This window comes from Dysgonomonas sp. PF1-14 (assembly GCF_029892965.1).
GTDB lineage: Bacteria > Bacteroidota > Bacteroidia > Bacteroidales > Dysgonomonadaceae > Dysgonomonas.
Genome location: NZ_JARXWN010000003.1, coordinates 277,602 through 298,143 on the forward strand (window position 1 = coordinate 277,602; position 20,542 = coordinate 298,143).

Here is a 20,542-nt window from a genome sequence, read left to right on the forward strand (position 1 = left end):
ATACTTATGCAACTAAAAGAACTTATCGAAAGCCGTTATTCGGTTAGGGCTTACCTTCCGCAACCCGTAGAAAAGGAAAAAGTAGATTATATACTCGAATGTGCCAGATTATCTCCTTCGGCCTGTAATCTACAGCCTTGGAGATTCTATGTAGTAACGGATAAGGCTGTAATGGCGCGGATACATGAATCATACAACCGCGATTGGTTTGCAACCGCACCTATGCACATTGTCGTATGCAAAGATACTTCCGAATCGTGGAAAAGGACGACATCCGATAATAAAGATCATGCCGACATAGACGCGGCCATAGCTTCTGAGCATATTTGTCTGGCAGTGGCAAATGTTGGATTGGGTACATGCTGGATATGCAACTTCAAACCCGATGAGCTGACCGATGCCTTACATCTGCCTGACCATATAGAACCTATCGCAATCTTTCCACTGGGGTATATTGACGAAGAAAAAAGCAAACCTACCGAAAAAAAGAGAAAACCGGCAGCAGATATTATCGAATGGATATAATTCAGATTATTATTCTGGCTATCGGTTTATCTATGGATAGCCTTATTATAGCGCTAACCAGCGGTGCAATCATTGGAAATCATCACAGAGTAAATGTGGCAAAGATAGCAGGTATGCTGGCTTTTATACAAATGGGGCTGACTGTCTTCGGGTGGCTTGTGGGCTCTACATTTGCCCGTTATATAGAGGAATTCGATCACTGGATTGCATTCGGCATACTGCTTATCTTGGGTATTCGTGTTATCGTGTCGGCACTGAAGAATGAGGAAAGTTCACCTTTCGATCCTCTCAACTTCAAGGTCATGCTCGGACTGGCGATTGCTACCAGCATAGATGCAACGGCAGTAGGTTTGTCCCTGTCCTTTGTCAATACACAGATACTTGTTCCTGCTTTTATTATCGGCATTGTCACATTCGTTATTTCTTCTGTTGGGGTAATATCGGGCAGCAAGGTAGGGCAACGCTACAACCTGAGTATAAATATGCTTGGAGGTATTATTCTTATTCTTATCGCCTGCACCATTCTGGCAGGGCATACCTTGCTTGGACAGGGGCAAACCGTACACCTCTGATAGTGTTTACAAGAATCAACTGTTGTTAAATAAACCAAAGAAACGAACGTTCGGCATACCGGTATGTTATAATTGAAAGATATCGGCATTATATTTATTTGTAATTAATTGCCGTCGGCTATTTATTAACTATTAAATTGATTCGTAAATGACACTTATATTATTCTTGATATTTGCAATATTGATCTTCGGGGTGATGCTGTTACTATCCGTAGTAAGGGGTGTGTCATCTTTTATATTCGGGAAACCGTCAGCATATTCGGGCAGCTCGTCAGGGCGTAGTTCCTCGTCTCAAAAGTCTTCAGCTTATAATCCGTTCGGAGGGCAGGAGACAAAAAAAGTATTTTCGAAAGACGAGGGGGAATATGTTTCCTATGAAGAAATAAAGGAATAGCGGAAGAAGCTAAATGAAATAGAAATCCCCTGTCGGTTTGTTCCGGCAGGGGATTGTTGTTTTATATGAAGTTTATACCCAATAATTTAAGTTTTTCATCTTTATAACTGAAATGCCATATTAACCTTTCGTATGTGCCAATACCACTCTTTCTGAATACATTATTATATATATAACCGAGTCTTCTTGTTCGAGTAAAACTCATTGTGTCATTTGTCTTGTATATTATATCAGCTTTGTCTCCGTAATAAAAGAAAGGGATTTCCTGTATGTTTATTACACCTGATGGAGATGATTGATCTAATATTGATGTTGTATTCAGAGGTTCGAGACTGACAATTATAAGAATACTGTTATTTATGGTATCAGGTTGTTGTTGAATTATAAATACTCTGTCTTTGTACTTTTTGTGAACTTTATATTCTAAAACAATAGCTGCTATTTCGTTTATAAAGGACTTCTCTTCTATTTTCAGAACGGGATAACTAGCCGTAAAAGTAGTGTCTACAATTTTGATAGTTTCTCTCTGGGAGAACAAAAAGAGTGTTTGTAAAAAGAGTAATATAAATATTAGATTTCTCATAGCTGAGTAATTAAAAGAAGTGAGCACCTAAAGATATGCTTTTTTCTCAGGAAGATAAGAACGTGATAAAATAATAATCCCCTGTCGGTTCCATCGGACAGGGGTTCTTTATATTTAGAGTAAATGAAATTAGTTTTTTATCGCTTATTCAACAACTTACTATACGTCCTGTCATCCTTAATTATTTCGTATGCCTTCTTGTAGGTATCACTATGGTCGTTAAATATCCTTACCAGCGTTTCCATGTCGTAGACATCGCGCCCTATAAGTGCTTTTATCTGATACTCGAATATACCTTTCGATTTATCGTATTGCTCCTGATTGAACTCTATCTTTTCTTCGTTAGCAGATGTAATCACCTTGTCCAATACTTCCTGTGGTACATTATATTCCTTGTAGAAAGCCTCTTTGGATGGGTAGTCTTTCAATATCTGATCCCTGTGATTATCTACTTCTGCGTATGCTATTTTATTTATAATGCCTCTGTTGGCCACACTTCCCAGATAATTTGTGTATCTGGTAGTGTCGATAGGGATAAAGTAATCCGGCATAATACCGCCCCCGCCATACACAGTCCGCTTGTTCACCAGAGTCTGATATTTCAGCGAATCGGGGAAGTGAATGCTATCTGCGTGCATCATTTCGCCTTTGTTGTATCGGTCTATCACGTCCTTATTGTACGAAAGCAGGTCGCCGCTTGTATAAGGCTTTTGTATCGAGCGGCCTGTAGGCGTATAATAGCGTGCAACAGTAAGCCGTATCATCGATTCGTCAGGTAGAGGAATCGGACGTTGTACCAATCCTTTTCCGAAACTGCGGCGGCCTACAATTACTCCTCTGTCCCAGTCCTGAACAGCACCCGAAAGGATTTCACTGGCCGATGCCGAACCTTCGTTTATCATTATCACTACTTTGCCGTTCTCGAAAGAGCCTTTAGCTGTAGATACTTCATCTCGTCGCGGCTGTCTGCTACCTTCGGTATATACAATCAGTTTACCTTTGTCGAGAAATTCATCGGCAAGGTCTATAGCCGGAGCCATGTAGCCTCCGCCATTATTTTCCAGATCGAGGATAAGGTTTGTCATGCCCATTCCTTTCAGTTTCTTCACCGCATCGCTAAATTCACTCGCAGTAGTTGCACCGAAGCGCATAAGATGTATATAGCCAGTATTCTGGTCTATCATATAACTGGCATCTATACTGTAAACGGGTATCTTGGCACGAGTGATCTTAAAGCTTAACAGATCGGGTACACCACGACGCAGCACCTTGACATTTACAGAAGTCCCCTTTGGGCCTTTCAGATGTGATGTCACATACTTTGACGATTTCTTTACTCCGGCAATCAAAGTATCATTTACATAAAGTATCTTGTCTCCAGCCCTTATTCCTACTTTTTCGGATGGGCCTCCCGGAATGGTTTCTATTACATACAGTGTATCGGTCAGCATATTGAATGAAATACCGATTCCGTCAAAGTTTCCTTCGAGTGGTTCGTTCATTTCCTTTACCTCATCGGCGCTGATGTATGTAGAGTGTGGATCGAGCTTCTCTAACAATGATTTAATAGCGTCTTCCGCCAATTTGTTGTCGTCTACCTTATCTACATACAGATTTTCTATCACAGCCATCGTAGTCGCCAGCTTTTTAGAGCCTTCACTCATTTTGAACTGAGCCGACACATTTAGTGCAATGACAAAAAAGCAGAGCACTGATATGGTAATTCTTCTCATTCTAAATTGATTTTTAATGTAATCTACTGTGTTTTAGCAGATTGTTTCTTTTGTTATATGTTAATCCTGAATCTTTAAAACCATGCCTTCAGGAAGGAATTGGCTGACATCATGTCCGAAACGTAGCAGTTCGCGTACAATGGTAGAACTGATATGCGTAAGCTCGGGTTCGGTGAAGAGGATAACGGTTTCTACGCCTGATATTTTCCGGTTCATATCCGCAATCGTCTTTTCGTATTCAAAGTCGTTTACAGACCGTATCCCTCTTATTATAAAGTTAGCGTTAATATTTTTTGCGTAGTCGACAGTCAGATTGTCGTATGTGTCCACAGCTATGCGTGGCTCGTTGCTATAAAGCAATTCTATCATTTCGATACGGCTATCCAGCGAAAAAAAACTTTTCTTTGCTTCATTCTTACCAATGGCAATAACGATCTCATCTACTAATTCGAGAGATCGTTTTACCAGTGAATGATGTCCTATCGTAAAGGGATCGAATGTTCCCGGAAAGATTGCTTTTTTTTTCATTTTGTTAATTTGCCATGTCGGAGATAAACTTGATCCGTACCAAACGGATTTCATCTTCCGAATATTCCCCGAGTTCGTTGATAGCCTCTTCCAGATCGTCGGATTCAGCTTCTTGGAAATATTGGAATATATCGTCCAGATGATCTTCATCTATTACTTCGCGCAAGAAGTAGTCGATATTTATTTTAGTACCCGAATATACGATAGCTTCTACTTCATTGAGCAGCTCACCAAAGTCGATTCCTTTCGATTCGGCCAGATCGTCGAGCGCCACTTTGCGGTCGATAGCCTGTACGATGGCTACTTTCAGCTTCGACTTGTTTGCTACCGTTCTGACACGCAAATCTTCCGGGCGTTCTATCTCGTTTTCTTCAACGTGTTTCTTTATTATTTGTAGAAACTCCGTTCCGTACCTTTTTGCTTTTCCTGCTCCTACACCCGGAATGTTTTGCAACTCATCCATAGTGATCGGATAGATGGTAGCCATTGCCTCAAGAGACGGGTCTTGGAAAATAACGTACGGAGGCACATTATTGTTCTTTGCCATCTTCTTTCGCAGGTCTTTCATTATAGAGAAAAGTACAGGGTCTACGGCCGAACCGCCACCGCCGCCTTTGACTACAACGTCATCTATATTTTCGTCGTCATCCAAGTCGTCCTCGTCTGCCGTCGTAATCTTAAATGAAACGGGCTTTTTCAGGAAGTCTTTTCCTTTCTTAGTCATTTTCAGCAACCCATAATTTTCAATATCTTTTTCAAAATATCCGGCAATGAGTGCCTGACGGATAACAGCATTCCATGTGTCTTCATCGGCATCGTCACCCGAACCGAAAACTTCCAGGTCCTGATGTCCGTATGTCTCTATTTCGGACGTTTCTTTGCCTCTCAATACATTGATAACGTAGTCCGATTTGAATTTTTCTTTTAATGCAGCTACAGCCTCGATGGCTGTCAATAATAGTTCTTTGGCTTCCACTTGTCTTTTAGGGTTTACACAATTATCACAGTTTCCACAATTTCTTTCTTTATATTCTTCACCGAAGTAGTGAAGCAGTACCTTTTTGCGGCAAAGCGCAGTTTCTGCGTATGCAGCCGTTTCAAGAAGCAGTTGTTTTCCTATTTCTTGTTCGGCGACAGGCTTGCCTTGCATAAATTTTTCCAGTTTCTGTAAGTCTTTGAAGGAATAGAAGGCGATACATTTCCCCTCACCCCCGTCGCGTCCTGCGCGTCCGGTTTCCTGATAGTATCCTTCAAGACTTTTTGGCATGTCGTAGTGTATGACATATCTCACATCGGGTTTGTCTATCCCCATACCGAATGCAATGGTAGCTACTATTACGTCTGCCTGTTCCATCAGGAATGCATCCTGATTGGCAGAGCGTGTATTTGCATCCAATCCTGCATGGTAGGGCAGAGCATTTACGCCATTGGCCTGAAGTATTTCGGCAAATTCTTCTACCTTCTTCCGGCTCAGGCAATATATGATACCCGATTTATGTTCTTGCGATCTGATATATTTGATAATGTCCTTGTCTACGTTATTCGTTTTTGTACGGACTTCGTAGTAAAGGTTTTCGCGGTTGAACGATGCCTTAAATACATCGGCATCTATCATTCCCAGATTCTTCTGTATGTCGAGCTGTACCTTAGGTGTAGCCGTTGCGGTAAGTGCAATGATCGGATGTTTGCCGATCTCTGCCACAATAGGGCGGATACGTCTGTACTCGGGGCGAAAATCGTGTCCCCACTCCGATATACAGTGAGCTTCATCTATGGCATAGAACGAAATTTGTATCTGACGAAGGAAGTCGATATTCTCCTCCTTAGTCAGCGATTCGGGTGCGACATACAACAGTTTTGTCTTGCCCGATAGTATGTCACTTTTTACCTGTTCTATGGCAGCCTTATTGAGTGACGAATTTATAAAATGCGCCACACCGTCTTCTTCGCTGAAGTTGCGCATGGCATCTACCTGATTTTTCATCAGGGCTATCAGGGGGGATATAATAACGGCTGTTCCCTCCATCAGTAGCGCAGGAAGCTGATAACAAAGAGACTTCCCTCCGCCTGTAGGCATGAGGACAAAAGAGTCTCTTCCATTCAGAACATTCTGAATGATAGCTTCTTGGTTACCTTTGAACTTGTCAAAGCCAAAATGCTTTTTTAGAGCACCGGTTAATATCCCTTCTTTGTTAAGCATACTTGCAAAATAAGCTGTTTATATTACGAAGATAAATTCCTAAATTTAAATCTCCAACTTAAAATAGCCTATTTTTTATGAAAATAGCAAACTTTATTGTGAATTTTTCAATTTTATCATTTGAGACTTCTCGAGTTGTTCTTCGGCATACTCTTTTGTAATGTGAAGTTTCTCCTGTTGGGTAGATGGAATGTTGAACATGGAATCCATCATAATGGTTTCTACGATAGACCGCAATCCTCTGGCTCCCAGTTTGTATTCGATAGCTTTGTCTACAATATATTCATATACGTCTTCGTCGAAGGTAAGGTCGACATTGTCTATTTTGAATAATTTCACATATTGTTTTATGATCGAATTTTTCGGCTCGGTTAATATTCTGCGCAGAGCACTTCTATCCAGTGCATCCAGATAGGTAAGGATAGGCAGACGACCTATAATTTCGGGTATTAGCCCGTACGACTTCAAATCCTGAGGGGCAACGTACTGCAACAGATTATCCCTGTCTACCTGCGCATTGCTCTTCGATGAAGCGTAGCCCACCACCATCGTGTTCAGGCGTTGTGCTATCTTGCGTTCGATTCCATCGAATGCACCACCACAAACGAAGAGGATATTTTTTGTATCCACTGCGATCATTTTCTGATCGGGGTGCTTACGCCCACCTTGTGGCGGAACGTTTACGACGGAGCCTTCGAGCAGTTTTAGTAAACCTTGCTGTACACCTTCGCCGCTTACATCGCGTGTGATAGACGGATTGTCGCTTTTGCGCGCTATCTTGTCTATTTCGTCGATGAATACGATACCCCTTTCGGCTGCGGCAACGTCATAGTCCGATGCTTGCAGCAGGCGGGTAAGTATGCTCTCGATATCTTCGCCCACATATCCGGCTTCGGTGAGTACTGTTGCATCTACAATGGCGAAAGGCACATGCAATAGTTTAGCTATTGTGCGTGCCAGCAATGTTTTACCTGTCCCTGTAGGGCCTACGAGTATTATATTTGATTTTTCGATTTCTATATCGTCGGTTTTCTCTTGTAGTATGCGTTTGTAGTGGTTGTACACCGCTACCGAGAGATAGCGCTTGGCATTATCTTGTCCGATGATGTATCCGTCGAGATATTCTTTTATTTTCTTTGGGTCGGGTAGCTGGGTTTTATCTATTCCCAGTGCCGATTTTTTCTTTGCTTCAAGGCTTTCTTTTACTATCTGGTAAGCCTGTTCGGAACAGCTGTCGCAGATGTCGGCTTCCATGCCTGATATGAGCATGTTTACTTCTTTGTCGCTACGTCCGCAAAAACTGCAATGATTAGTGTTTCCGTCTTTCTTTGCCATTTATTTTAGTTGAGTGTGCAAATGTAGTTTTTTAAAAAGATTTTAGCCAAAATAATTTGGCTAAAATCAATTATGCTGATGATTGTTTTGCCCTGCTGGTTATTTACGGGCAAATATACATAAATTTCTTACTTATTTTTCACTAAAACTTCATCTACCATTCCGTAGTCTTTTGCTTCGGCAGAAGTCATCCAGTAGTCGCGGTCAGAATCTTTTTCCACTTTGTCGAACGACTGTCCGGAGTGGTCGGAGATGATAGTATAAAGTTCTTTCTTGATCTTACCTATTTCACGAGCTGTGATTTCGATATCAGAAGCCTGTCCCTGAGCACCGCCCAGTGGCTGGTGTATCATCACGCGTGAATGTTTCAGTGCAAAACGTTTGCCTTTTTCTCCGGCTACGAGCAGTACGGCAGCCATAGATGCGGCTATACCTGTACAGATGGTAGATACCTGACTGTTGATAAACTGCATGGTGTCGTATATTCCGTATCCTGCATATACCGATCCGCCCGGAGAGTTAATGTAGATAGAGATGTCTTTTCCCGAATCGGCAGAATCGAGGTAAAGCAACTGCGCCTGTATCACATTGGCAGTGTAATCGTCGATCTGTGTGCCTAAGAAAATAATCCTGTCCATCATCAGACGAGAGAAAACATCCATCTGGGCTACGTTCAACTGACGTTCTTCGATGATGGTCGGTGATATGTAGCTGCTGGTGATATCCATATAATTGTCGAGCGCAAGCCCGTTCATGCCTAAATGCTTGGTAGCATATTTTCTGAAATCATTGTTCATAATATATCCTTTTTTTAATTTTATAAATGTAATACTATATGTTAGTATAGACAATTATCGTGCCAATGGGCTTGACATAAAAAAGAGGCTAAATATTCCAGCCTCATTGTCCAACAAATATATAAAGAAAAACCGAAAAGTACGGCATACGGTTTTTCTTTATAAAAAATATTTATTTATAGCAAAGGCAGGATAGAATCTACCGGTAATTTGGTGTTCTTCATCAATGCTTCATTTGAGAGCAGAAATGCTTCTATAATATCCTTGTCTGACAGATTGTTGTCTGTTTTGAACTGACCGAACAGCCTGTTTGAGGGCCTTAGCAGGGACAATATATTGAATTTCCATTTCCCGTCTTCTTTCTTGAAGTCGATAGCATCCATCGGCCCTAAGGCGGCAACAGCATCATCGCCTGTTATCTTAATGCTGCCTAGTTTTGCTGCATTGATAGCATTCTGTTTTTCTTCATCTACAATAGAATTATCATAGAGGCTTATGATAAATGACTTTGCGTCCATGTTTTTCAGTTCTTCCCTGCTGAATAATATCAGTGCAGTAGTCATATTCATCTTGTCGGTGATGGTTCCCGAAATATTTCTGTCATTGACTTTGACGAGCATTGCCTCATAATATTTGATGGCTTCTGTTGTCAGGTTGTTGTATATTACTTGTCCGTTCCGCTGGCTTGCGGCGGTATTTACAGTATTGAATACCTCGATTATTTCAGCTTGGTCTTTCGATTGTGAATTACAGGAGATGGATATTACAGATAGTATGCAAATACTCAGATACAATAGTTTTTTCATAAGATGTGGGTTAAAGTTGTCTTTTCTACAATTACTCGCTAATATAGTGAAATTGTTGAAAACAGGATATGTTATATAAGAGTCTGTTTAAATTTTATTCATTCAGATTTTTAGAGCCATTTTGGGAATAATTTATTCTTTTTTGAGGTGATAATAGCGGGCTATTTAAGCCGATAAAAGGGATAAATTAAACCAAAAGAGCCTGAAAATGAATGAAAATAATCTATAATAAAATATTTTGGTAAAATTTAAACAGACTCTAAAAAAGGCGGGCAGAATAAATTTATTCTGCCCGCCTTGTAAAATATAGTAGAAATATTACGCTTCGGTTTTTTCTTCTTCTTTCTCAAAGAATTTGCGGAATTCATCCAGAGAAATAGCTTTCTCTTCTACGCCGAGTTTTGTTTTCAGCACGTCGATGATTTTATTTTCCATAGCGCGGTCGAGCAGGTTGCGTGCGTTGTCTTTGTTTTTCAACATATCGTTCGCATAGTTCTCCACCATTTCGTCAGGAAGATTCATCATGCCGTATTGTGCAAATTGTGCTCTGGCAGCTTGCATAGCGATGGCCTTCATGTCTTCGTTCTCTATCTTGATATTGTTATCCTTCGCTATTTGTTCTTTTATCAGATGGAACTTCAGGTCTTCGATGATTTTAGGGAAATCGTTGTCGAGAGACTCAGCTGTTCTTTCTTCACCGGTTGTAAGCAGCCATCTTTTGAGGAAAGCGTCAGGGAATTGTATGTCTCCGGCTTTTTTCTCCAGCAAACCTTTTGCATCTAACAGGAATTTGTAGTCGCTGTCAGGGGCAAATTGCTCTGAAATGATTTCTTTTACTTTTTCTGTAAATTCTCCGGCATCTTTTACTGTGCCTGCACCAAATACTTTATCGAAAAGATCTTGATCCAGTTCAGCTTCTTTGTAACGGGTGATTTCAGTTACCTCAAAGTTGAATTCAGGAGCGATAGCTTCTACTGCATTCTTGTCGATATGCAATAGTGATGCTATTTCTGTTTCGTTTCCTTCGTATGCTTTGCCCGGATTGAATTTTACAACATCTCCGGCTTTTGTTCCTACAAATTTAGCTTGTTCTTCGGCGTCTTTCATGTATGAAGGCATTACCACGCCCGACTCTACATTTATGCCGTTTTCTTTCACCTTACCGTCTTCGAGTTCTTTGATAACTCCTCTGATGAGGTCGGTTTCTTTTGCGCCTTCTTCTACTTTATCGTATTTGCCGTAGTTGGCTTTGTAAGATTCTATTTGTTTGTCAACAAGTTCTTGGTTTACATCTATCTTGTAATATGGTATCTTGTCTTTCTTTGTAAGCGATAGCTTTATTTCGGGAGCAAGTGCTATGTCGAAGAAGAATTCGTAATCGCCCTCTGTAGCAAAGTCGATAGCTTGTTGTTTCTCTTCGTTCGGAAGCGGCTCGCCAAGTACGTTCAGTTTGTTTTCCTGTATGTAGTTGTACAGACTTTCACCTACCAGCTTGTTTATTTCTTCTGCCAGAATAGATTTTCCATACATTTTTTTTACCATTCCCATTGGTACGGTTCCAGGACGGAATCCGGGTATATTTGCTTTCTTGCGGAAATTCTTCAGCGAATTGTCTACTTTTTCCTGATAATCTGCTTTCGCAACATTTATTTGAAGAATAGCATTTACGCTATCTACGTTTGTTAGAGATACGTTCATCTTAACGGGTTTATATTAATATTCTTATTTGTTTTTTGTTTCAGTAGAATACAAGAAACGTGCCGAAAAAGCACACCTCTTTTTGGTGGTGCAAAAATAGTCTTATTATTGTAATTTTCAAAGAGAAATATGAAAAGATTGTATGCTTGATTTGCTAAAAGATAATAGCGTAATACATTCTTTAAGTTATGTATAAGTTTACTTCGATATAGAAAATAAGAAATTTACTCCTAATGTCAAAAGATCAAAATTATCAATTCTGTCATAAGACAATTTTAAACCGACACGATCCTTATAAATAAAACCCTGAGCATAGATGGAGTATATCCAATAATCGAAATAATATCCTGCGGAAAGTTCTGAGTACAACCTATTTTGAAATAGAACTTTTTGAATAGCAAGATTTATACCGAAATTATCTTTTTTATTCAATGATTGAAAACCCAGTTTAAGAATGATTTCCGAGTCGATAGGTTCTAGATATTTTGCTCCCGTTATGTTTATATTTTTATACTTGAATATTTCTTTTTCAGAATAGTGAAACTGTTCATATTCTAATGTAATCATATTTATAAATCTTGTCGGATAAAGCCAGCCAATAGCGCCGCCAAAACTATACTCTTTGTTGAATCCGGTCTTAAAAGATACTTTATAAATATATTTGTCAGAGAAATCTTCAAAATGAATTAATGGTCGCTCGTCATAACCATTACTGAATTGTATTCCGGATTTTGAGTTTATAAAGTCGTAATCTGCCCCCGCCGTTATCCATTTTAAGGTATGACTGTAATAGGCTAAACTGATGTTTTTTTCTGTATTATTTGTTATTTTAAGAGATTCGGACTCAAAACCTAACATCGAAATAATTAGAATACATGTATCTTTCAATGTAATAATCTCAAATTTCCCCTCTATATCTGAAAATACATAATTATCCGTTCCTTCTTCTTGTATTTTTGCTCCCGTTATCGACTCTTTATTATTATCTCTGTCTATAATTGCGCCACAAACCTGTCTTTGAGAAAAAGCAGTATTTGACACAAGTAATAGGGATAGAATAATGAGTGTTCTTATAAACATTTTACAAATTTTTATGGCTTTTACCGTTCTTAATTTATTAGTACAACGCCAAATGTATAACAAATTAAAGAATATCACAGGTTTTAACCCTGAACATGATTGTGTCTGGGAGTTTTATTAAAAAATTGTCTTCCTATCTGTCTGATTAAAACTACAATATTGGATAAATGACTACACAATCGTTAAAACTATGTTTTGTAACATGTTTTATATAAAAAAATATTAACTTTGTTTTTGAGATTAACTAAAAAAACCGGATTTCTAATCTAGCTTTTACTTATGGTAACAGAGAGCAGTAATATTATAAGCTTATCGGATAGTATTCCTGAAATATGGGATCTGCTGAATAGCAAAGAGCGTGATTTGGTATCGTCAAACGCTAAAATTCTGGATTATAAGAAAAACGAGGTCATCTACAATGAGGAAGAAATGCCTCAGGAACTGATGTGCCTGTGTAAAGGAAAAGTAAAGATATACAAAGACGGGGTAGGAGGGCGTAGCCAGATAATCAGGATGATACGCCCCACCCAGTATTTCGGTTACCGTGCCTATTTTGCCAATCAGCCTTATGTGACGGCTGCATCGGCTTTCGAAGCATCTACTATTTGCTTCATTCCGATGTCGATAATAGAAGATATCGTGTACGGCAATCCTAAACTAGGCATGTTCTTTATACGGGAACTATCTACCGATCTGGGAATAGCTGACGAAAGAGTTGTTAATCTCACTCAGAAACATATTCGCGGACGTCTGGCAGAATCACTGATCTTCCTTATCGAGAACTACGGACTGGAAGAAGACGGAGCCACAATAAGCATCTATCTGTCGCGCGAAGACCTTGCCAACCTGTCAAATATGACGACCTCGAATGCTATCCGCACTTTATCTACATTTGTCGACGAGCATATAATAACGCTAGACGGACGTAAGATAAAGATTATAGATGAAGAAAAACTCCGCAGAATAAGCAAAATCGGATGATCGCCGGTATCGCTCACAAGTATCTGGATTTTAAATACAGGGAAGTTGCCCGTTTTATAGAAAATCCGGTAGACACACAGGAAAAAATATTATCGTACCTGCTCGGTAACGGAAGCCAGACATTTATAGGTCAACAGTACCGTTTTTCGGAACTTCGCAACAAAGATGATTACAGAAAGAAAGTGCCTGTGTTTCATTACGAAGACTTGCGCCCTTACCTCGATAAAATTCTGGTAGATAAACAATCCAATGTGTTATGGAATAAGCCCGTAGAATGGTTTGCCATGTCGTCGGGCACTACCGAAGACAAGAGTAAATACATACCCGTAACAAAGGAATCGCTGACAGGCGGACACTACAAATGTGGTGAGCAGATGCTTGCCATATATGGACAGGCTAATCATAAAGCGAAATTCTTTTTCGGGAAGACACTGGTGCTGGGTGGCAGCAAGCAGATCAATAATATAGGTGGAGGCGTATTCACAGGTGATATTTCTGCCATACTGATAAAGAATCTGTACTTCTGGGCAAAGCGTAGCCGTACGCCCGAAAGTATATCTTTGTTGCCCGATTGGGAAGAAAAACTACAGGCGCTGACCGACTATGCCGTAAGGAATGATGTGCGTGCCTTTATGGGGGTGCCGTCGTGGCTGTTGGTGTTGCTGAAAAAGATAAAAACCGACACAGGTCGCGAACTGACCGATATATGGCCTAATCTGGAAGTCTTTTTTCATGGAGGGGTGAGTTTTACTCCATTTGAAGAACAATACAGGAAGATTATACAAAAACCCGATATGTATTATTGGGAGACATATAACGCATCGGAAGGATTCTTCGGCGTTCAATATACCAATGGTTCCAAAGACATGCTGTTGATGCTCGATAGCGGCATCTATTACGAGTTTGTGCCAATGAGCGAATGGGATAAAGAAAATCCTCAGACACTTACTTTAGACGAGGTGAAAACAGGGGAGAATTATGCCATCCTGATCTCTACCAACGGCGGGCTTTGGCGTTATATGATAGGCGATACCATCGAATTTACTTCTACTCATCCTTATCTGTTTCGCATTACAGGGCGTACAAAGCATTTTATCAATGCCTTTGGCGAAGAACTGATTATAGATAATGCAGAGAAAGCTTTGGCGGAAGCGTGCAAGGCAACAAACGCACAGATAACGGAATATACTGCTGCTCCTGTTTACTTCGGAGACGATAATACCGGAGCACACGAATGGCTGATCGAATTTGCTACAGAGCCGGATAGCCTGCCGCAATTTATACAATCGCTGGACGAAAATCTCAAAAAGGTGAATTCGGACTATGAGGCCAAGCGTTCCTACAACCTCTCGTTAGGTGAGCCGATAGTACACAGTTTGCCGAAAGGAACTTTCAATGAATGGCTCAAATCGATAGGAAAGCTCGGCGGACAAAACAAAGTGCCGCGATTGTCGAATAACAGGGATTATGTGGAAAGATTGCAGGAGTTTGTAAAAAGTAAATGATTTTTATTTATGGGAAACCTGTTAGCAGATAAGGATTATATAATAAGTGAACTGGAATCACGGTTTTCAGGACTCAGTAATCCGATAGCAGTTCCGCAAGATATACAACTGGCAATAAATGAAATAAAGCAGGTAAATAATTGCAATGATTTTACCGATATACTAAATAAATTACTGCTCAACCCAAACCATAGAAGTCATCAGTATGTAGCCAGACTGTTACAGGGTATAGCAAGTCCGGCATCAGTGCCGTATGTAACAAAGTATTGGAATCGGGTTTCGACTATCTGGATTATACCTGCTCCGAATCGGGTGTAATAGCCAAATGGTTTAGTTGGGTATTGGCTTCTATTGGTACAGAGGAAGCTATTGCTTTGATGAAAGAGTATTTAAAGTCTGCTGACGAAGGTATCCGGGATGAAATGCTATATCGGTTGAATAAAATAAAACGATAAGGAAATGAAATAATTGAAAAATCCCACTTGATAATTTCAAGTGAGATTTTTTTATTTACCGTTTTATATACTTATTCTGTTTACTTATAGTCCTCAGGTGTTACTGTTATATCTTTGACAACCTCTCCTTTGCTGTCCACATACGAACAAATAATGGTCACATCATTCGTCCTGAATGGCCTAAACATCGCATCTGTTTTAATTTGCTGAACGAGGGCTTTCATTACAGCGCTTTCGTCAAAGTTCTTTCTGTATTCTTTTTCTGCTGTAGCATTGAGTGAATATATGAATTTGAAACTTCTGGCTCCTACTACTTCAGTACTTTTTACAATCATACCATTACCTGCATCTTTGGGTAAATAAGTATTGAATTTCTCTGAATAAGCTTTCATCTGTCTGGTTACCGAATCTTCTTTTTTTTCATCAGTTGTAGCTTCGTTTTTCTTTTTATCGATATCTGTAACTGCTACTTTGTTGACAGTGGTTCTAGCTTTCTTGTCTTCATCTGTTTTCTTCATAACAACAATGTTGATGAACAATACAATAAGTCCACATATGGCTACTACTGCCATCGCAATTTTTCTGCCTATACTCATAATTAGTTTTTAAGATTTATATTAAAGCTTTTTTATTCATAGTCTTTGGGTGTTACCCTTACGCTCTCTATCAATTCATCATTGCTATCGACATAAGAATATATAAATGTGACCTTGTTTTTCCTGAATTGCCTGAGCGATGGAGCCCTTTTTATTTGCCGGGTAATTTCTTCTTTCCTCCCTTTAGCTGTTTGTCTAAATGCTTTTTCAGCTTTATTATTTAATGAGGTAGTCATTTTGATCGTTCTGTCTCCTTCTATTTCAACCTTCTTTATGGTTATTCCCTCTCCGGCTGATTGGGGTAGTTCGGCATTAAGCTCCTCAATATCTGCTTTTATTTGTTTGGTCACAGCATCATCCTCTAGATTGCTTGTATTGGCAGCTATTGCTTCTTTAAGGGTTTCTTCTTTATCCTTTTTGCTGTTTGTTGTACATTGAGTGAGGGTACCCAATAGAAATGCTGTTATTATCAGTACAGTTAATGTTGTTCTATCTTTATTCATGTATTTTGTCGTTTATTATTAGTTTAAAACATCATTAAAAAATGGGTTAATACCTAATAATTTGAAATTGTTGCATATTTATTATGATCAGGCCTTCGGGTCTGAGCCATATCGATTGCTTCCTTTTTCACCTTCTGTTATAGCCAGAATAAAGCTATAGACAGGAATGAATATATACCACCAGTCTTTACCTACATCATGCATCCTTCTGATAAGGACAGCTATTGAAGGGATAGTAAGTGCTAACAAGATTAATCCTAAGATAGAAAAACAAATAATGCCTAAGGTGGATGAAACAAAAGCTAACATTAATGATACAATGTACATGACTATCATCCCGATTATAGAAACGAGAGTAAACATCCAGTATTCTTTACGTCTTGCCCGTCCGTTAAAATCGGCATAGTGTTTCATTACCACTTTTAAAAACCACTTCATAATATATTTTTAATTTTAGTATTGTTTTCTTACTCGTATGGCTTTTCAGTTCCGCCTCGTTTTTAATGGTCTCCGAACTCCATATATATAAATTGTTAAACAGTCTGAACTGCTTTTGTCAACAACAGATTTATGTAATTGATAAAAATAGCGGTACAAAACTAATTGTTTAATATTCTATTGCTGAAATATGAAGTATGACTATCGCAAATAAGTGGTATGATCTTTGCAAAATAAGGTGTGAAATAAGAGTTGTACAGGTGCTGTATCCGCAACTGGTTTATATCTTGTCGATTATGTTTGTGTGGTTGTGCTCTTTTGCAGAGAAGAAAATAAAAAGGATTTGCTATAAAATTTAAACAGACTCTAAAAACAGAAACCCATCCGAGGTATTACCGGATGGGTTTCTGTTTTATTTTAGTCTATAAGTGTTTACAGCAAGCTTGCTGCTTCCTTATCTAAAAACCAGTATAGATATCCCTTTTTAGGGTTTACTCTGGCAGCCGGATATTTGTCTATAAAAGCTTTCTTGTTTTTGACAATATCTCTTACTTTTTCAGCCTTATTTTTGCCCGTTGCAAGGAATACTACGTACTGAGCGTTGTTTACTACCTTTCCGGTAACTGTTACCCGCTTCATTTTGCTTTCGGGGTGTTCGCCTACTACACATAGCTCTTTGCTATCCCACAGGTCGATCTGATCGGGGAAGATAGATACGGTATGCCCGTCATCGCCCAGCCCCAACATAATAATCTCAAAGCTGGGAATGTCTTTTTTCATCATCAGTTTCGATGTCAGTATCCTGCTGTACCATTGAGCTTCCTCTTCGGGTTCGTTTTCGCCATGAATGCGGAAAACATTATTTCCTATAATCTTCGGTACCTTATCGAAAAGATGGTCTTTTGTCATTCCGAAGTTATTCATGTTGTTTTCGGGCGGTACGCATCTTTCGTCTCCCCAAAAAAAGAAAACACGTTTCCAGTCGATAGACTCCTTGCAGTTTTCGGCCCAGTAGTCGAAAATAACTTTCGGTGTTGTGCCACCCGACAAAGCAATATTCACCTGTGGGTAAACGCTCAGCAACTTTTGTAAAAATTCCGTGAACCCTACACTAAGGGTTGCCGGATCGTCAAATACTTTTACTTCTTCTTTTATCATAGTTCACAATATATTCCGTCGTCAGACAAGTTCTTGCATGGATACCGCCATGTCATATTTTTACCTTCTATAAGGTCGTCGGCACAGTTAGGCCCCCACGATCCGGCCGGATAGCCATGCAATGGAGCTTCGGGGTTTTTGTCCCAGAAGTCGAGCAAAGGTTGTACAAACTTCCATGTGGCTTCCAACGCGTCACCACGTATGTAGAGCGTGGAGTCGCCTACCATACAGTCGAGCAGCAGACGCTCGTATGCCTCAGGCAGATAAGTATCTTGCAGTTGCGAATAGTGGAAATCCATATTCACAGTCTTCACCTGATAGCCGCTTCCCGGTACTTTCATCTTTGTTTTCAGCAACAGGCCTTCGTCCGGCTGTATGCGTATTACAAGTTGGTTTTCATTATCGTGAAGATCCGTTGTTTCAGGGAACAGTCTTTGTGGTGCGGGTTTGAAGTGAATCACTACCTCCGATACACGTGTAGGGAGTCTTTTGCCTGTACGTACATAGAATGGAACATCGCCCCAGCGCCAGTTATCGATAAACAGCTTCATGGCAATGTATGTCTCGGTGCGCGAATCGGGATTTACATCTTTTTCTTCGCGATAGCCTTTTGCATACTTACCCTTTATATTAGCGGCAGTATATTGCCCGCGTATTACGTTTTTGAACAAGTCATCATTCGACATCGGCCGCAGCGCCTGAAATACTTTCAGCTTTTCGTTGCGGATAGATACCGAGTCGATAGACATCGGAGGTTCCATTGCCACAAGGGCTACCAGTTGCAGTAAATGGTTTTGCACCATATCCCGCAATGCTCCCGAATGGTCATAATATCCGCCTCTGTTTTCGACACCGATATTCTCGGCAGCCGTAATTTCTACATGACTGATATAATTTCTGTTCCAAAGTGGTTCGTATATGCCGTTTGCAAAGCGGGTAACCAACATATTCTGCACAGTTTCTTTACCCAGATAATGGTCTATACGGTATATCTGTTCTTCTTCATAGTTCTCGCGCAGTGAAGCGTTGAGGTCTATTGCCGATTTCAGGTCGGTACCGAATGGTTTCTCTATAATGATACGTCTGAAACAGCCGTCCTCCTCGTTCAATCCTTGCTCGGCAAGAAATTTCGGTACAAGCGGATAAAGTGCCGGAGGGGTAGACAGATAGAAAATGTAGTTTCCGGCTGTGTTATCTTCCTTATCCAGTTGTTGCAGTCTGTTTTTCAGTTTTGAATATTCTTTACCATCATCTGTATTGATAGACAGATAATGCAGTTTCTGGCAAAAGAGATTCAACTCTTCGTCCGAAGCATCCTTTGCTGTCGCAAATTGCCTAATACCATCCTTCATCTTGTCGCGGAAGGTATCGTCTGTAAAGGTGCTGCGTGCAACACCCAGCACCGCAAAATTCTTAGGTAAAGAATTCTGCTTATACAGATCGAAAACCGCAGGTATCAGCTTTCTGTATGTAAGATCACCGGAGGCTCCGAAAATAATCAGAGCCAGATCTTGTGTTGCTTTCGATTTCATATGTAAGCAGTTACAAGTTTCGAGTTACAAATTACGAGTCAGTAAATATTACTTGTAACCCGTAACTAATATTAGTCTTTTTTGATTTCGTGTCCACCAAACTGGTTACGCATAGCAGCCAGTAGTTTCATTGCATAAGAAGATTCCTGTCTCGACTCGAAACGGGTAAACAGTGATGCTGTGATCACATGTGCAGGAACATCGAAGTCCATAGCAGTCTGTACAGTCCAGCGACCTTCGCCGCTATCGGCTACATAGTCTTTTATTCCGTCCAGATTTTCGTTTCCTTCAAGGGCATTACCAATAAGCTCGAGCAGCCATGAACGTACAACCGATCCCTGCATCCAAACTTTCGATACTTTCTCAAGATCTACTCCGTAAGGAGAATTTTTCATTATCTCGAATCCTTCGGCATAAGCCTGCATCATACCATATTCGATACCGTTGTGTACCATTTTCACCATGTGTCCGGCTCCGCTCTCGCCACAACGCATATATCCGTTTTCAGGGGCAAGGCTTTTAAATATTGGTTCTGCAAAGTCACAGGCTTCTTTGTCGCCGCCATACATCAGGCAGTACCCGTTTTGCAATCCCCATACGCCGCCGCTGGTGCCGCAATCGAGGTAATGCACGCCTTTCTCTTTTACTTTTTTACCACGTTCTACAGTTTCTCTCCAGTAGCTGTTGCCACCGTCTACAATTATATCGTTCGGACTAAGTAATGTCAGTAACTCAGCAATGTTTTCTTCCACAGGTTTTCCTGCCGGAACCATCAGCCATACCAGTTTGCGACCTTCCAGTTTAGAAGTCAGGTCTTTCAGGCTCGATGCCGGAATAGCACCTTTAGCCGCAGCTTCGTCTACTTCTTTCTGTGTAAGGTTATATACTACTACTTCATGTCCATGATTCAACAGGCGCTCAACCATTTTGCCGCCCATTTTGCCTAATCCTACAAATCCGATTTTCATATGTTTCTTAATTATAATGTTAAATTCTTTTATCTATTAAACAAGGAAGTATCGAAAAAGATTTATTCCCAGTTATTTAAAACGCTACTAAGTTACTACTAATTTATTGTTTTTAGTTAAAAAGCGATGGGAATGTATCGGTTGTGATGGCTTAT

The 20,542-nt window shown here is 40.0% G+C and carries 21 protein-coding genes; 6 read left to right on the forward strand and 15 right to left on the reverse strand.

Going from position 1 to position 20,542, the window contains the following annotated elements:
- The first annotated feature begins 6 nt into the window (after positions 1-6).
- The 3 genes from M2448_RS05670 to M2448_RS05680 all read left to right on the forward strand — a co-directional run bounded on the left by M2448_RS05670 (position 7) and on the right by M2448_RS05680 (position 1,491).
- Positions 7-525 (forward strand): nitroreductase family protein, encoded by a 519-nt coding sequence (locus M2448_RS05670; RefSeq protein WP_280645474.1) that lies wholly within the window; start codon positions 7-9, stop codon positions 523-525.
- On the forward strand, positions 516-1,097 hold the full coding sequence (locus tag M2448_RS05675) for a manganese efflux pump MntP family protein (protein ID WP_280645473.1): 582 nt from the start codon (positions 516-518) through the stop codon (positions 1,095-1,097). The genes M2448_RS05670 and M2448_RS05675 overlap by 10 nt, the downstream gene beginning before the upstream one ends.
- A gap of 148 nt (positions 1,098-1,245) precedes the next feature.
- Positions 1,246-1,491, forward strand: a complete 246-nt coding sequence (locus M2448_RS05680) for a DUF4834 family protein (RefSeq protein WP_280645472.1) — start codon at positions 1,246-1,248, stop codon at positions 1,489-1,491.
- A gap of 61 nt (positions 1,492-1,552) precedes the next feature.
- Here M2448_RS05680 and M2448_RS05685 read toward each other — a convergent pair whose 3' ends face one another.
- The 9 genes from M2448_RS05685 to M2448_RS05725 form a co-directional block, all read right to left on the reverse strand.
- Positions 1,553-2,074: a hypothetical protein gene (locus M2448_RS05685; protein ID WP_280645471.1), complete on the reverse strand. Its 522-nt coding sequence runs from the start codon at positions 2,072-2,074 to the stop codon at positions 1,553-1,555.
- Between the two features lie 137 nt (positions 2,075-2,211).
- Positions 2,212-3,807 (reverse strand): S41 family peptidase, encoded by a 1,596-nt coding sequence (locus M2448_RS05690; protein WP_280645470.1) that lies wholly within the window; start codon positions 3,805-3,807, stop codon positions 2,212-2,214.
- A 60-nt stretch (positions 3,808-3,867) separates the two neighbouring features.
- Positions 3,868-4,335, reverse strand: coding sequence for a pantetheine-phosphate adenylyltransferase (gene coaD / locus M2448_RS05695; protein ID WP_280645469.1), 468 nt, complete (start codon positions 4,333-4,335; stop codon positions 3,868-3,870).
- A gap of 4 nt (positions 4,336-4,339) precedes the next feature.
- Entirely contained in the window at positions 4,340-6,535 is a 2,196-nt protein-coding gene (recQ, locus tag M2448_RS05700) for a DNA helicase RecQ (RefSeq protein WP_280645468.1), read from the reverse strand.
- A gap of 93 nt (positions 6,536-6,628) precedes the next feature.
- Entirely contained in the window at positions 6,629-7,870 is a 1,242-nt protein-coding gene (gene clpX / locus M2448_RS05705; protein ID WP_280645467.1) for an ATP-dependent Clp protease ATP-binding subunit ClpX, read from the reverse strand.
- A 128-nt stretch (positions 7,871-7,998) separates the two neighbouring features.
- Positions 7,999-8,667 (reverse strand): ATP-dependent Clp endopeptidase proteolytic subunit ClpP, encoded by a 669-nt coding sequence (clpP, locus tag M2448_RS05710; protein ID WP_280645466.1) that lies wholly within the window; start codon positions 8,665-8,667, stop codon positions 7,999-8,001.
- 176 nt (positions 8,668-8,843) lie between these two features.
- Positions 8,844-9,473, reverse strand: coding sequence for a hypothetical protein (locus M2448_RS05715; protein WP_280645465.1), 630 nt, complete (start codon positions 9,471-9,473; stop codon positions 8,844-8,846).
- A 318-nt stretch (positions 9,474-9,791) separates the two neighbouring features.
- On the reverse strand, positions 9,792-11,171 hold the full coding sequence (tig, locus tag M2448_RS05720; protein ID WP_280645464.1) for a trigger factor: 1,380 nt from the start codon (positions 11,169-11,171) through the stop codon (positions 9,792-9,794).
- A 198-nt stretch (positions 11,172-11,369) separates the two neighbouring features.
- Positions 11,370-12,251 carry a carboxypeptidase-like regulatory domain-containing protein gene (locus M2448_RS05725; protein WP_280645463.1) on the reverse strand — a complete coding sequence of 294 codons (882 nt, stop codon included), beginning with the start codon at positions 12,249-12,251 and terminating at the stop codon, positions 11,370-11,372.
- 279 nt (positions 12,252-12,530) lie between these two features.
- Here M2448_RS05725 and M2448_RS05730 point away from each other — a divergent pair, with 279 nt between their 5' ends.
- Genes M2448_RS05730 through M2448_RS05740 form a run of 3 tightly spaced genes read left to right on the forward strand, consistent with a single transcriptional unit; the run spans position 12,531 to position 15,055 of the window.
- A complete protein-coding gene (locus M2448_RS05730; RefSeq protein WP_280645462.1) occupies positions 12,531-13,232 on the forward strand; it encodes a Crp/Fnr family transcriptional regulator in 702 nt (233 codons plus the stop codon).
- Positions 13,229-14,737, forward strand: coding sequence for a GH3 auxin-responsive promoter family protein (locus M2448_RS05735; RefSeq protein WP_280645461.1), 1,509 nt, complete (start codon positions 13,229-13,231; stop codon positions 14,735-14,737). The genes M2448_RS05730 and M2448_RS05735 overlap by 4 nt, the downstream gene beginning before the upstream one ends.
- Before the next feature lie 9 nt (positions 14,738-14,746).
- Positions 14,747-15,055 carry a hypothetical protein gene (locus tag M2448_RS05740; protein WP_280645460.1) on the forward strand — a complete coding sequence of 103 codons (309 nt, stop codon included), beginning with the start codon at positions 14,747-14,749 and terminating at the stop codon, positions 15,053-15,055.
- Between the two features lie 217 nt (positions 15,056-15,272).
- On the opposite strand, the gene M2448_RS05745 is transcribed toward M2448_RS05740, so the two are convergent.
- The 6 genes from M2448_RS05745 to gnd all read right to left on the reverse strand — a co-directional run bounded on the left by M2448_RS05745 (position 15,273) and on the right by gnd (position 20,387).
- Positions 15,273-15,788, reverse strand: a complete 516-nt coding sequence (locus M2448_RS05745) for a hypothetical protein (RefSeq protein ID WP_280645459.1) — start codon at positions 15,786-15,788, stop codon at positions 15,273-15,275.
- A 32-nt stretch (positions 15,789-15,820) separates the two neighbouring features.
- Positions 15,821-16,291 (reverse strand): hypothetical protein, encoded by a 471-nt coding sequence (locus M2448_RS05750; RefSeq protein ID WP_280645458.1) that lies wholly within the window; start codon positions 16,289-16,291, stop codon positions 15,821-15,823.
- Between the two features lie 87 nt (positions 16,292-16,378).
- On the reverse strand, positions 16,379-16,729 hold the full coding sequence (locus M2448_RS05755; protein WP_280645457.1) for a DUF805 domain-containing protein: 351 nt from the start codon (positions 16,727-16,729) through the stop codon (positions 16,379-16,381).
- A gap of 432 nt (positions 16,730-17,161) precedes the next feature.
- Complete coding sequence (pgl, locus tag M2448_RS05760; protein ID WP_280645456.1) at positions 17,162-17,887, reverse strand: 6-phosphogluconolactonase; 726 nt, start codon at positions 17,885-17,887, stop codon at positions 17,162-17,164.
- Complete coding sequence (zwf, locus tag M2448_RS05765) at positions 17,884-19,419, reverse strand: glucose-6-phosphate dehydrogenase (RefSeq protein ID WP_280645455.1); 1,536 nt, start codon at positions 19,417-19,419, stop codon at positions 17,884-17,886. The genes pgl and zwf overlap by 4 nt, the downstream gene beginning before the upstream one ends.
- A gap of 71 nt (positions 19,420-19,490) precedes the next feature.
- Positions 19,491-20,387: a phosphogluconate dehydrogenase (NAD(+)-dependent, decarboxylating) gene (gene gnd, locus M2448_RS05770; RefSeq protein ID WP_280645454.1), complete on the reverse strand. Its 897-nt coding sequence runs from the start codon at positions 20,385-20,387 to the stop codon at positions 19,491-19,493.
- Positions 20,388-20,542 lie beyond the last annotated feature (155 nt).

What these genes read in the sequence shown, in the direction of transcription:
- M2448_RS05750 (WP_280645458.1), bottom strand. Translation starts at nt 16,291, where the DNA reads ATGAATAAAGATAGAACAACATTAACTGTACTGATAATAACAGCATTT.
- coaD (WP_280645469.1), bottom strand. Translation starts at nt 4,335, where the DNA reads ATGAAAAAAAAAGCAATCTTTCCGGGAACATTCGATCCCTTTACGATA.
- M2448_RS05735 (WP_280645461.1), top strand. Translation starts at nt 13,229, where the DNA reads ATGATCGCCGGTATCGCTCACAAGTATCTGGATTTTAAATACAGGGAA.
- M2448_RS05680 (WP_280645472.1), top strand. Translation starts at nt 1,246, where the DNA reads ATGACACTTATATTATTCTTGATATTTGCAATATTGATCTTCGGGGTG.
- M2448_RS05730 (WP_280645462.1), top strand. Translation starts at nt 12,531, where the DNA reads ATGGTAACAGAGAGCAGTAATATTATAAGCTTATCGGATAGTATTCCT.
- clpP (WP_280645466.1), bottom strand. Translation starts at nt 8,667, where the DNA reads ATGAACAATGATTTCAGAAAATATGCTACCAAGCATTTAGGCATGAAC.
- M2448_RS05740 (WP_280645460.1), top strand. Translation starts at nt 14,747, where the DNA reads ATGGGAAACCTGTTAGCAGATAAGGATTATATAATAAGTGAACTGGAA.
- M2448_RS05725 (WP_280645463.1), bottom strand. Translation starts at nt 12,251, where the DNA reads ATGTTTATAAGAACACTCATTATTCTATCCCTATTACTTGTGTCAAAT.
- recQ (WP_280645468.1), bottom strand. Translation starts at nt 6,535, where the DNA reads ATGCTTAACAAAGAAGGGATATTAACCGGTGCTCTAAAAAAGCATTTT.
- M2448_RS05715 (WP_280645465.1), bottom strand. Translation starts at nt 9,473, where the DNA reads ATGAAAAAACTATTGTATCTGAGTATTTGCATACTATCTGTAATATCC.
- M2448_RS05685 (WP_280645471.1), bottom strand. Translation starts at nt 2,074, where the DNA reads ATGAGAAATCTAATATTTATATTACTCTTTTTACAAACACTCTTTTTG.
- clpX (WP_280645467.1), bottom strand. Translation starts at nt 7,870, where the DNA reads ATGGCAAAGAAAGACGGAAACACTAATCATTGCAGTTTTTGCGGACGT.
- pgl (WP_280645456.1), bottom strand. Translation starts at nt 17,887, where the DNA reads ATGATAAAAGAAGAAGTAAAAGTATTTGACGATCCGGCAACCCTTAGT.
- M2448_RS05690 (WP_280645470.1), bottom strand. Translation starts at nt 3,807, where the DNA reads ATGAGAAGAATTACCATATCAGTGCTCTGCTTTTTTGTCATTGCACTA.
- tig (WP_280645464.1), bottom strand. Translation starts at nt 11,171, where the DNA reads ATGAACGTATCTCTAACAAACGTAGATAGCGTAAATGCTATTCTTCAA.
- M2448_RS05670 (WP_280645474.1), top strand. Translation starts at nt 7, where the DNA reads ATGCAACTAAAAGAACTTATCGAAAGCCGTTATTCGGTTAGGGCTTAC.
- M2448_RS05675 (WP_280645473.1), top strand. Translation starts at nt 516, where the DNA reads ATGGATATAATTCAGATTATTATTCTGGCTATCGGTTTATCTATGGAT.
- zwf (WP_280645455.1), bottom strand. Translation starts at nt 19,419, where the DNA reads ATGAAATCGAAAGCAACACAAGATCTGGCTCTGATTATTTTCGGAGCC.
- gnd (WP_280645454.1), bottom strand. Translation starts at nt 20,387, where the DNA reads ATGAAAATCGGATTTGTAGGATTAGGCAAAATGGGCGGCAAAATGGTT.
- M2448_RS05755 (WP_280645457.1), bottom strand. Translation starts at nt 16,729, where the DNA reads ATGAAGTGGTTTTTAAAAGTGGTAATGAAACACTATGCCGATTTTAAC.
- M2448_RS05745 (WP_280645459.1), bottom strand. Translation starts at nt 15,788, where the DNA reads ATGAGTATAGGCAGAAAAATTGCGATGGCAGTAGTAGCCATATGTGGA.